Genomic DNA, 12,358 nt, shown 5'->3' with positions numbered 1-12,358 from the left:
TGGGGGACACCGCTTGGTGGGTAGTTTGACTGGGGTGGTCGCCTCCAAAAGAGTAACGGAGGCTTTCAAAGGTTCCCTCAGCACGCTTGGTAACCGTGCGATGAGTGCAATAGCAAAAGGGAGCTTGACTGCGAGACAAACAAGTCGAACAGGTACGAAAGTAGGATATAGTGATCCGGTGGTTCTGCATGGAAGGGCCATCGCTCAAAGGATAAAAGGTACTCCGGGGATAACAGGCTGATCTCCCCCAAGAGCTCATATCGACGGGGAGGTTTGGCACCTCGATGTCGGCTCGTCACATCCTGGGGCTGGAGAAGGTCCCAAGGGTTCGGCTGTTCGCCGATTAAAGTGGCACGCGAGCTGGGTTCAGAACGTCGTGAGACAGTTCGGTCCCTATCTGTGGTGGGCGTAGGAAGTTTGAGAGGCTCTGATTTTAGTACGAGAGGACCGAATTGGACTGACCGCTGGTGTATCTGTTGTCTTGCCAAGGGCACGGCAGAGTAGCTAAGTCGGGACGGGATAAACGCTGAAAGCATCTAAGTGTGAAACCCACCTCAAGATGAGACTTCCCTTGAGGAACGTTAGAGATTATGACGTAGATAGGCTACAGGTGGAAGTGCAGTAATGTATGCAGCCGAGTAGTACTAATGAACCGAGAGCTCTTAAATTTTTATTTTCAGTCTTTCTCAATCACAATGTTAGCCCCCTAACCCCCAAAGGGGGAATAAAGAGAGCTAACATTAATGTCAAAAGAATTTAGATGTCCAAAAGACAGTCAGAAGAAATAGTCAACTAGATTCCCCCATCGGGGGCTAGGGGGCAGGATTATTCATGGTGTTGATAGGGCGGGTGATCACCTCTTCCCATTTCGAACAGAGCAGTTAAGCCCCGCACCGCCGATGGTACTTGGATCAAACCCGGGAGAGTAGGTAGATGCCAGTTTTTTATTTATGAAACCTCAATACGTAAGTGTTGAGGTTTTTTTGTTTTAGACTGATTATAGAAAGTAATTCTTCTTAATATTTTTTAGTTTTGATTGTAAAGTATAAGTTGTAGTTTCTCAATATTTAAGTATTTGAATAAATTAACATCATTTATGAATTTTAAAGCTGTTTTCGTAACAATTCTACTTTGTTTCTTTTCAAATATTGGGTTCTCGCAAACCAACGATTGGAAATTTATTAAAAAATCGGATGGGATTTCAATTTATCATAGGAAAGTAGGGAGTGGGAATTTGAAAGATGTGAAGATAGAAACAATGTTTGATTGTAATTTAAGTACTATAACTGAGGCTTTATTAGATGTTTCTTCTTTTAATAAGTGGATTTATAAGGTAGATCATTCAAAAGTATTAAAGGTTATCGGCCCGAATCAAGTGGAGTACTATAATAGAATTGATATGCCTTGGCCCTCTTCGGATAGAGACATAGTTGCTATCAATAAGTTGTATCAAAATCTTCAGACTAAAGAGGTGGTTTCAGAAGATATTTGCAATTGGAGGAGTTTACCTGAAAAGAAGGATCTTGTTAGAATCAAAGATTTTTATGCAAAATGGACGTTTGTTCCAACTGCAAATGGAGTGAAGGGTACCTATATATTTCACTCAGATCCAGGTGGAGAATTGCCTGCAGCTGTAGTTAACTTATTTATTGACGAAGGGCCAGTTAATTCGATAAAGGGTTTGAAAAAAATGCTGAAATTAGAGAAATACAGGAATGCTAACTCACACAATATCGTTAACTGATAATATCATTTTATTAGACGAGCTATAGCTAGGGAGGCATCTAAGAATACAATCTTGGCACGAACATTCCTTTCTATCAAAAGTTGACTGTGCGATATTTCTTCAACTATTTGACTAATATTTTCAAATTTGAATACTCTGGAAAATTTTTGAACAAACTGAAGTTCTTCTCCCTCGAGCTTAATTAGATTTTCAGTTCCGACTGATTGAAGATATATTTCTCTTATCATCTTTAGTCCATACTCTAAAAGACTTTTTTGATTTTCTTTGGTCAGAGCATCGAAATCATCAGATAAGGGAATGAGTTTTGCTAAGTCAAAAGCATAGCAATACCGCATCCAATTTGCAAACCAACTTTTCTCATTTTGGTCTTTTTGATCTATTATTTCTAAGGCTTTGTTGATGTTTCCTTCAGATAAAAAATAGATTTGATTTGCCCTTTCTTCAGAGACACCTTTGGTTTTTGTAAGAAAAGAAGTAAGCTCTGCATTGCTGGTATTTCTAATTGCAATTCTCTGTGTCCGTGAAATTATCGTAGTAAGCAACCTATTAGAATCACTGGTTATGAGAAGGAAGAGTGTCTTCTCCGGGGGCTCTTCAAGTATTTTTAATAGGGCATTTGCAGCAGATTGTCCCATTGCCTCAACCATCCATATAAGAACTATTTTGTATCCTCCTTCGTAAGATTTTAGACTTAAATTTTGAATTATTTGGCGGGATTCTTCAACTGGAATATTTCCTTGCTTTATTTCTATGGCTTCAAGCCAATCAGAAAGTGTTCCGTATGGACTATCCTCAAGAAAGTTTCTCCATTCTTTAATAAAATTCTCTGAGAGTATTTTTTTTCCGCCAGCAGTAGGGTAAGCGAAAATAAAATCAGGGTGAGCAATTTTCTTGATTTTTTGACAGGAAGCACATACACCACATGAATCAAAATCCGAGGGTTGTTGGCAATTTATATAGGTAGCAAAAGCTAAAGCCATAGGCAATGAAGCACTACCTGATGCTCCATCGAAAAGTATAGCATGGGCAACATGATTGGTTTTTACAGAATTTATCAAGTGGTTTTTAACCTCTTCCAAGCCAGGTATCTCAGCAAATTGCATTTTCCTTATTGATTATTATTGGACAAATAGCTCAGGATTTCTATTTCATCTGTATTAAGTTGTTTTTCTCTACGTGCCATAGTTGCATTAATAACATCTATTGCTTTGTCAAATCGGTATTTCTCATAACCTTCACTTTTTCCTCCCCAAGAAAAACTTGAAATGTATTTTTCTTGAAATCCTGATCCATATATATTTGAAGAAACTCCAACCACAGTTCCAGTATTAAACATCGTACTGATTCCAGCTTTAGAGAAATCTCCCATAAAAGTACCACAGAATATTTCTTGCGTGTCGTAGAAATCGTGTAAGTCGTAATTATAAATTTTTACACTTTTATAATCATTTTTGAGATTTGAATTGTTGGTGTTGGCTCCTAAATTGCACCATTCTCCTATATATGAATTGCCAAGAAAGCCGTCATGGGCTTTGTTAGAGTATCCCTGAAAAATAGTATTTCCAACCTCCCCACCAACTCTCGAAACTGGACCCAATGTGGTATTTGGTCGAATTTTAGCTCCAAAAGCTACCATTGAATCCTCCCCGATAGAGACAGGTCCAATTAATAAACTACCTTCTTGTATAATCGCGTTTTTACTAATATAAATCGGGCCATTTTCAGCGTTAAAAATAGCTGCTTTAATACTGACGCCATCTTCTATGAAAATATTTTTTTCGTTATACACAGCTGTGTGTTTGTCTTCAATTTTATTTGAGTGACGGTTGGCTGTTAATAAATCAAAGTCTGATTGAATCTGTTGACCATTATTTAGAAATAAATGAGGAAGTTCTTTTATGCAAACAATATCCTGTCCAGAGTAGGTCAGATTTCTATTACCGCTAATTTCTTGTCCACCAAATCCGAATTTTAATGAACTACAAAAAGCTATTGGGAGGTTATTATAAACTAAAGTTTCATTTTCTTTTAGTTCCAAAATAGCTTTTGCAAAATCGGTATTTGGTAAGCAAGACGCATTTATATAAATGTTTTTGTCATCGTAATTTGTAGGAAATTTCTTATTTAAATACTCTTCAGTAAGAAATGACACCTCAGAATCCAGATATTTCTTCCATTTTTCATCTATGGTGAGTATTCCAATTCTTACTTTTCCAATTGGCCGGGTAAGGGTAATTGGTTTTAATTGATTACGAAAGCTGGGTTGGTCAAAAAGAATAATGTTCATCCGAAATTTTATGTTTCGGATGCAAAATTACTTTAAAATCCTTAAACATTATTGTTTTTCAGAAATCTGAATGGCCATTTTAACGGCATTATAAGTATTCACAATTCCAGCAGTAACACTTAACTCTGCAAAATCCTTCTTGATTTTTTCTCCAGGAACATTTACTTCTTGTCCAGAAAGTTTTACAGTAGACTCAAGAATGATATTTTTCAGCTGTTGAGCAGTGAGATTGGGAAAATAAGATTTCAATAAAGCAGCTACTCCAGCAACTGCCGGAGATGCCATGCTAGTACCTTGCTTTTCTTCATATTTAGAACCTGGAACTGTAGAGTAAATAGCTACTCCTGGTGCGAAAACATCAACTCCCTTTTTGCCATAATTCGAAAATTCAGCAGGTAAGCTTTCTCCATCTTCAAAGTTACTTGCACCAACAGTTATCCAATTTTTAACTTCTGTACCAGACTTTAAGATTCTTGTAGGATAATGCACATGCTGGTCAATATCTTCATTCTCATTTCCAGCAGCAGAAACTAGAAGGACACCTTTGGATTCAGCATATTTTACGGCCTCATCTACCCAGTTTTTTTCTGGAGAATAAGGCTTTCCAAAACTCATATTGATTATTTCAGCTCCGTTATCAACTGCATATTTGATTGCATTGGCCACGTCTTTGTCTCTTTCATCTCCGTTTGGTACACATCTTATGGTCATTATTTTGACATTATCCGCTACGCCTTTCACACCAAAAGAATTATTTCTAGAAGCACCTATAATGCCTGCTACATGTGTTCCGTGCATGGCGTCTGGGCCAGTGACTTCGTTGTTGCCATATTTGCTATAGCCAAGAGATTTCAAGTCGTCTCCGATTACTTTTCTAGCATCAAAGTCATTGTTTAGGTTGTAGTTGAGTTCTTCTTCAAAATGTGTTACTCCATCCATTATGTCAGCTTTGGTGGCTCCCATAGCGTTCAAATTTAGCCATACTTGTTTGGCAGCACGCACTGATCTGTCTACATTTTGATCATCAATTTTCTGAACATCTTCTTTGGAAATCGGCGATTTGCCAATAGTTTGACTTAAAATATCTTCGGCTTTAGAAATTTTATCTAACATACCTTTGTACATGGGAAGATACTGAGTTGCCTCGCTTTTTTTATTTTCAATTTCCTCTTTTAAACTTTTCATCAAAGCCAAATCTGCCTTATTTTTCTTTTTATCACGTTTGCTTGGATTGTCTCCATATTTTTCAAAAAGAGCCTTGTATAATCTTACAGATTCAAGTTGTTCATGATTTATATCTTTTCCGTCCGCTCCTCCTATAAAATCCCAACCGTTTACATCATCTATAAAACCGTTGTTGTCATCATCAATCCCGTTGTTTGCAATTTCTTTGGTATTGACCCATATATTATCCTTCAAATCTTCATGTTTGATATCAATTCCAGAGTCAATCACACCAACAATAACCGTTTTTGAAGTTCTATTTTTTAGTAATTCGGTATAAGCTTTTTCTGTGCTCATGCCCCTAATGCCATCTTCTATTATATCAAGATTGTGCCAATTAAACTTGGTTTTTAGATTTTGAGCATTGAGGTTGAAAATAACAAAAGATAAGAAAAGTATTTTTTTCATAAGATTGAACAAGTCTGAAGTCCCTTGATGAGATTTTTTTAAATTAAATAGCAAAATAACGATTTTTTATTGGCTTTAGCTTAGAGCTTGACTGAAATCTTCTAATAAATCATCAATATTTTCGATCCCAACTGATATTCTGAGTAAATTCTCTGGAGAAACCGAATGCAAGCCTTCCGCAGATTTCCTATGGTCCACCAAACTTTCTACTCCACCTAAGCTTGTAGCATGTTGGAATATCTTGAGTTTTGATGCAATTTTAAGACAGTCCTGCTCATTTCCTTTTGTCAGAATAGACATCATTCCACCAAAGCCGTTAATCATTTGCTTTTTTGCAACGTCATGGTTTGGATGAGTGATTAATCCCGGATAGAATACTTTCTCTACTTTTGGATGATTGTTAAGAAAATTAGCAAGTACGATGGCATTGGCACTGTGCTTCTCCATTCTCAAAAAGAAAGTAGAAAGGCTACGGTTCAATAGCCAACAATCTGACGGTGAAGGCACACCGCCTCCGATGGTTTGGTAATCTCTGATGGACTGTGCTGTTTGTTGGTCGATTTTTTCGTTCCAAATCACCACTCCACCTAAAATATCAGAATGACCACCGAGGTATTTTGTAGTTGAATGCATAACAATGTCGATACCCAAGTCAAGCGGTTTGGTGAAGTATGGCGACGACCAAGTATTATCTGCAGCAGAAAGGATCTTGTTTTCATTACAGAGCTTAGCTATTTCTACTAAATCTGCAATTTTTAAACTAGGATTTGATGGAGTTTCTACCCATACTAATTTTGTATTCAACTGGATTGCGTGCTCGATATTTTTAATATCTGACATATCTACAATGCTAAAAGTAATATTCCAGTTTTTGTATAAATTCTCTAGAATTACTCTTGTACCATAATAAATATCGTCGGGAAGTATAACATGTGAATTTTGACCTAGTGAATGAATGATACTCATAGTGGCGGCTTGACCCGAAGCAAAGCATGCAGCATCTGTTCCATTTTCCAGCATGGATAGTTTTTTTTCTAATAATCTCCTGTTTGGATTGGAGGCTCTTGTGTAAATATCTCTACCCTCTAAAAAAGCCCCATTGTCATCTCTTTTGAAAGTTGTACTTTGAATCAATGGAGATACTATGGCTCCTGTATTTTCATTTTCTAATGTTTGATGTATAATCGAGGTCTCTAAGTTTGCCATTGATTTTTTTACAGCAAATTTAAGAAATCGGCCAAAATATTTAGCATTTAGTTAGAGATTCTGTATACTATTCCATTTGGATTAAAACCAGTCAATGGGTTCGTTACTGTAATTTGGTCTTCAGATATTCCTTTTTCTATTAAAAACTCTCTCAATGCGTAGGCTCTGTCTTCAGCTAAAGCTTTATTGCCACCAGAAAGTGGAGAAATTCTGATACTTTTGTTCGCATTTTTCAATTGTCCAAATAATCCATTAATCACGGAAGAGTTGGAGATTTCTGCACTATTCTTTTTGAAAGCCGTACCATTTAATATACTCCATCCAGAAGGGGTTTTTGTGTCCTGTTCTGTAATTTTACTCTCAGTAGAAATTCTAGTTGTTGGAGTTTCATTCTTAATAATTGGTTTTGAACTCTCTTTTTTTGCTTCTTCAGCAGTTGTTTGTTGTTTTGTACCTGATGACTTATTTTCTTCAACGACCTTTTTTTCTTCAGTCGGAGGGTTTTTCTCTAAGGGTATCGGGACGATATTTTTTTCTACGGGCAAATTCGATATCGTAGAGTCAGGAAGGAAGTCTTCAGGGATGAGGTCATCTTGAGGTTTTTCTGTTACTACCGTCATCGGGATTTCGCTGATTTCTTTTTTTGCAAATTTGGCGAAGTATAAAACTGACAAGCCAGCAATGCCCAGAATTAACCAAGGTAAAATTATGAGCCAATTTACTTTTTTATTTGTGCTAGTTTTTGCTTTTTTTTCTGGACTTGAAGCTGTCAAATTAGCTGGAATCGGAGAGTTTACACTCTTTTTGAATTGGAAAATATTATTTATTGCGGGGGGTAATGAATGAATTATAGGATCATTTATTTCTTTAAAATGGTTTCTTAAGCCAACCAAGTCCAAACTGTTCTCTTTCATTGTTTTACCAATAAATCCTAATACTATAGGTGCCGATAAACTTAAAAGTGATGATGCACTTGTTTTACGTATTTCTGAAATCTCAGATACTTTTTCTACCAAAAGTGAAACTTTATTGCCGAGGAAATGGGTAGATATGTTGTTACCAATAGTTACCAGTAGTTGTGTTTTTTCGAAGTTGCTAGAAAACGATTCTATATTGTTTAAGATGTCACCAGTATGGCCACCATCGTTTAATACATTAATGATGTTTTTAAGCTCAACATCTGACTGTGCATATTTCAAAATTCCTGCAATGAATGAATTTAGGCTTAATCCAATTCCTGATTCTACATCCGTGGTTTTTTCTCCTAGAAAAGTCGCTAGGTTTTCTACGGTTTTTGCAGTTATTGTTTTTTTTATTTTTGATAAAAAATCCATCTAATTATTGGTTTGAAATATCTCTTGTTTTAAAACTATTGTAATACTTAAGTGTGGAATTTAGAATTCCATAACCATGTTTAGAAAAAATACAAAAACCATGCCCAATCAATACGAAAAAAAGCTTAGAATATTAGAAATAGTGTTTTGTATTTTGATAATGTGTTGATTAGGATAGTTTATAAAAAAGAAAATCTCCAAAAATTGGAGACTTCTTTTGATCACTAGGATTATTAGTTTTATTGCACTTAAGCCAACTCATTTGCAGTCGAAACTGTAACTACACACTTCGACGCTTTTTTTACCGTTTCTTACAGAAACAGTTTCGGATTGAATTGGTAATCCGGTATTATTGTATAAATAATCAATTTGGGTCTCTTGATCCACTTTTCCTCTGTCGTTGTACACTTTTCCAGAGATCATATTGTTTTCTCCGAAATAAGAAAAGAAGTTGTTGGCGATGCCAACAAAACCAAGAGCGGCAGTTTTGTACACTTCTGGGAAAAATTGTTTTTTAGTATCATATTTTTCTCCAGTAAATGCCAAAGTCTCAAGTTCATCGTTTATGGAAGAATATACTTTGGCCACGTTACTATTTGCATATTCAAGACGGGTTTTGCCAGAAACTTTTCTTCCAAAAAGCTCAACCGTTGTTTTTATACTTGAAAGTTGGTTGTTTTCATTGTAAACAAATTCATTGGTCATGAATTGAATTCCGTTGATTGATACATTACTTTTGTTGATGATATTATCAGCTCCATAAACAAACTTTACAAGGTATTTTTCGGCACTATTTTCTGTAGTGATCTCCATTGACTCTGCGAGGTTTTTGTTGTTGTAACGAAATACAACAACTGTTGGAATAGAATCTCTGCTGAAAACCCGAACTAGTTTACTGCCAACCCATTCGTAGTTTCGAATGTTGCCTGTTGGGCCATCTACTGATAACAGTGGGCATTTTGTATTCTGACTAGCAGGATCATCCTTCTTCTTTTTGCAAGAAAAAATCAACGTAGAAAAAAACAAAATTCCGATAAACAATAAAGAATTCTTTTTCACGTAGGTAGTTTTTATAAATTCACTCGATAATTCTAATTAAGTGGTTACAAAAACTATACCATACTGTAGTTTTGAAGATAGGTGAAACTGGGCGGGATTTATTAAGTTCTATTCAATGTGCTTTTAATTAGTTAGTTATGTGTAATTTTAGGTGTTTGTTTTTATCTTTAAAGTTTTATTAGGAATACTCTCATCAAAGCGAAAAACTAAACTTTTTTAAGAGAATTTTTTATTTTATGGTAGTATTTACATCATGACAATTTCCGTGCCATAATTTCAGATGTGATTTTTGCTGATGAAATAGCAAGGGGAATTCCTCCTCCTGGATGCACACTTCCACCAACAAAATATAAATTTTTTATATTGTTGGAGAAGTTTGGGTGGCGTAGAAAAGCTGCATATCTGTTGTTTGAACTGTTTCCATATAAGGAACCTTGGCTGCTTGATGTATTAATTTCTATTTTAACAGGGTCTAACACTCTCTCGGTAACAATATAAGGTTCAATATCTACACCCAAAATTCGCTTGAGTTTTGTGAGTATTGCAGCTCTAGTTTTTTTTATAATCAATTCCCAATCCTGACCTACATTTGAAGGAGCATTTATGAGTACAAACCAGTTTTCTGAGCCATTTGGAGCGTCTGATGTAATTATTTTGCTTGTGATATTTATGTAGATTGTCGGATCTTCTGAAATGTCTTTGTCTTCAAATTGACGATGAAATTCTGTTTTATAATCATCACTAAAGAAAATATTGTGTAAGCCAAGCTGAGAAAACTCTCTATTTATTCCCCAATAAAAAATCAAGCCAGAACCACTTTTTTCTTGATTTAAAAGTTTTTTTGGGGGCTTGATTTTGGGCATAAGTTTTAAATAAGTAGGCGTAATATCCATGTTACTAACTATTGCGTCATAGCTTTCGGTTATTTTCTGACCTAGTCTTATAGCTTTAGCTATGTCATTTTCAATAATTATTTCATCTACCTTTGCGTTGAAATGAAACCTTACTCCCAATTCCATTGCAAGTTTATATAGGGAATCTGCAATGTGATACATTCCTTTTTCGGGTAAAAACGCTCCAATGTTATATTCCAAATGCGGAATAATGCTCATGGTAGCGGGAGTTTTGAAAGGGCTTGAGCCGTTGTAAGTAGCATAGCGGTCAAATAGTTGAACGGTTTTTATATTACTAAATGACTTCCGATTCAACTGATGGAATGTTTCAAAAATACCCATTTTCAGGATGTTAAAATAGCCTCTAAAGGCCTCTTTAGACAACCATGTAGATAATTTGTGTAAACTTCTATAAATGAAAAGTTCGCTCAAAACCTCATATTTGAATGAGCTATTTTTAAGATACTGCAAAATCTTGCCAGGCTTTTCATGCAGAGTTTCAGCAACGGATTTGTCAAAAAGTTCGTTGCTTGCAGGAATCGTCAATCGTGTTTTATCTTCCCAAAAGTATCTGCAAACTTCGTCTAGCTTATTGTATTTGAAATAATCTTGTGGTTTTTTGCCTGCGGCTATGAATAAGTCGTCAACTAATGAAGGCAGTGTAAAAAGAGATGGACCACCATCAAATCGAAAACCTTCTGAATGAAATTCGTTAAGTTTGCCTCCAGGGTAGTGGTTAGATTCGAAAACTTCTACTTGGTATTTCATGGTAGCCAACCTGATAGCAACCGCCAGGCCGCCGGGCCCACTACCAATCACCGCAATTTTTTTCATTATGTGCTATATTTTTTAAGAAACCAAAGATGACCAACATTGTTTTTAGAATGCTTTTTTTTATTGTTTTTTTTTATTTAAGGGATAAATATTAAGCTTAGAGGCCTTTTTATATAAACTTTTTGGGTAAATTGCGAAATATTTAGTTAAACCTAATAAAGAATTTTTTTCTTATCCCATGGCCAAAATTTTAGTAATTGATGACGAAAAAACCATCCGAGATGCTCTGAGGGACATCCTCGAATACGAAGGCTATGATGTGGATGAAGCCAAAGATGGACAGGAAGGCCTAGACATGGTGCTTGCAAGTCAATATGATGTGGCTTTGTGTGACATCAAGATGCCTAAAATGGATGGCTTAGACGTACTTTTAAAGGCAAAAGAAGAGGGTGTTATTACTCAGTTTGTGATGGTTTCGGCATTTGGAAATGTTGAAAATGCAGTTGAAGCAACCAAAAGGGGTGCCTTTGACTTTATTACTAAGCCACCAGATTTGAATAGACTTTTGGTGACAGTGAGAAACGCTATTGAGAAGAGCAATGACGTTGAGGTAATAAAAACTCTAAAGAAAAGGGTTTATAAACTTAATGAGATAGTTGGGGAATCTCCTCTAATCACAAAGGTTAAAGAAACTATTGATCGTGTGGCTCCTACCGAAGCAAGAATATTGGTTACAGGCCCTAATGGCTCGGGTAAAGAGATGGTAGCCAAGCAAATACATGAGAAAAGTAACAGGTTGAAGAGGCCTCTTATAGAAGTTAACTGTGCTGCTATACCTTCAGAGTTGATTGAAAGTGAGCTTTTTGGACATGAAAAGTGAGCTTTTACTTCAGCTATAAAACAAAGAATTGGCAAGTTTGAACAAGCTGACAATGGCACGTTGTTTTTGGACGAGATTGGAGATATGAGTCTTTCCGCCCAAGCCAAGGTATTACGTGCACTACAAGAACACAAAATAACCCGAGTAGGTGGCGAGAAGGAGATCAAGATAAACGTAAGGATTATAGCTGCCACAAATAAAGATTTGAAAAAAGAAATAGCAGAGGGTAACTTCCGTGAAGACCTTTACCACAGGCTCAACGTGATTCCTATCTATGTACCACCTTTGGCTGAGCGTAGAGACGATATTCCGTTGTTGGCAGATAAGTTTTTAGGCGATGTGGCTGAAGAATACGGTGATCAACCTAAAACGTTTTCACCAGAAGCTATGGAATACATGAAGAATCTTCCTTGGACGGGTAATGTGCGTGAGTTACGAAACGTTGTTGAGCGTTTGGTGATCATGTGTGATGCTATGATTAGTGTTGACGAGGTTAAATTGTATGCTGGTTTAGGATTGTAGTCAGATTTTGTTAGACATAAAAAA

Annotated in this window: 8 protein-coding genes, 2 rRNA genes and 1 pseudogene; 4 read left to right on the top strand and 7 right to left on the bottom strand. The window is 36.1% G+C overall.

The annotated features are described in order from the left end of the window. From EGI26_RS05695 to EGI26_RS05685, 3 genes are all read left to right on the top strand, one after another. Window positions 1–669: ribosomal RNA gene (locus tag EGI26_RS05695) — 23S ribosomal RNA — on the top strand; the annotation flags it as partial. Between the two features lie 161 nt (window positions 670–830). Continuing rightward, window positions 831–942, top strand: a 5S ribosomal RNA gene (gene rrf / locus EGI26_RS05690). Window positions 943–1,096: 154 nt separating this feature from the next. Continuing rightward, a complete protein-coding gene (locus tag EGI26_RS05685) occupies window positions 1,097–1,744 on the top strand; it encodes an START domain-containing protein (RefSeq protein ID WP_255076925.1) in 648 nt (215 codons plus the stop codon). Between the two features lie 5 nt (window positions 1,745–1,749). On the opposite strand, the gene holB is transcribed toward EGI26_RS05685, so the two are convergent. From holB to crtD, 7 genes are all read right to left on the bottom strand, one after another. Further along, window positions 1,750–2,850, bottom strand: coding sequence for a DNA polymerase III subunit delta' (holB, locus tag EGI26_RS05680; protein ID WP_255076924.1), 1,101 nt, complete (start codon window positions 2,848–2,850; stop codon window positions 1,750–1,752). A 5-nt stretch (window positions 2,851–2,855) separates the two neighbouring features. Beyond that, complete coding sequence (locus EGI26_RS05675) at window positions 2,856–4,034, bottom strand: putative sugar nucleotidyl transferase (protein ID WP_255076923.1); 1,179 nt, start codon at window positions 4,032–4,034, stop codon at window positions 2,856–2,858. A gap of 48 nt (window positions 4,035–4,082) precedes the next feature. Beyond that, on the bottom strand, window positions 4,083–5,666 hold the full coding sequence (locus EGI26_RS05670) for a S8 family peptidase (protein ID WP_255076922.1): 1,584 nt from the start codon (window positions 5,664–5,666) through the stop codon (window positions 4,083–4,085). Window positions 5,667–5,741: 75 nt separating this feature from the next. Next, on the bottom strand, window positions 5,742–6,872 hold the full coding sequence (locus EGI26_RS05665; protein WP_255076921.1) for a PLP-dependent aspartate aminotransferase family protein: 1,131 nt from the start codon (window positions 6,870–6,872) through the stop codon (window positions 5,742–5,744). A 47-nt stretch (window positions 6,873–6,919) separates the two neighbouring features. Further along, entirely contained in the window at window positions 6,920–8,206 is a 1,287-nt protein-coding gene (locus EGI26_RS05660) for a DUF937 domain-containing protein (RefSeq protein ID WP_255076920.1), read from the bottom strand. A gap of 258 nt (window positions 8,207–8,464) precedes the next feature. Next, window positions 8,465–9,265: a hypothetical protein gene (locus EGI26_RS05655; protein ID WP_255076919.1), complete on the bottom strand. Its 801-nt coding sequence runs from the start codon at window positions 9,263–9,265 to the stop codon at window positions 8,465–8,467. A 251-nt stretch (window positions 9,266–9,516) separates the two neighbouring features. Further along, on the bottom strand, window positions 9,517–10,992 hold the full coding sequence (gene crtD, locus EGI26_RS05650; protein WP_255076918.1) for a 1-hydroxycarotenoid 3,4-desaturase CrtD: 1,476 nt from the start codon (window positions 10,990–10,992) through the stop codon (window positions 9,517–9,519). Between the two features lie 178 nt (window positions 10,993–11,170). Between crtD and EGI26_RS05645 the strand changes: the two are divergent. Continuing rightward, a pseudogene (locus tag EGI26_RS05645) lies at window positions 11,171–12,334 on the top strand (sigma-54-dependent transcriptional regulator). Window positions 12,335–12,358: the final 24 nt, after the last annotated feature.

The sequence above is a fragment of the Lacihabitans sp. CCS-44 genome, from assembly GCF_024343735.1.
Taxonomy (GTDB): Bacteria; Bacteroidota; Bacteroidia; order Cytophagales; family Spirosomataceae; genus Leadbetterella.
The sequence above is the reverse complement of the archived record's forward strand: the minus strand, read 5'-3'. Positions and strand labels throughout refer to the sequence as shown.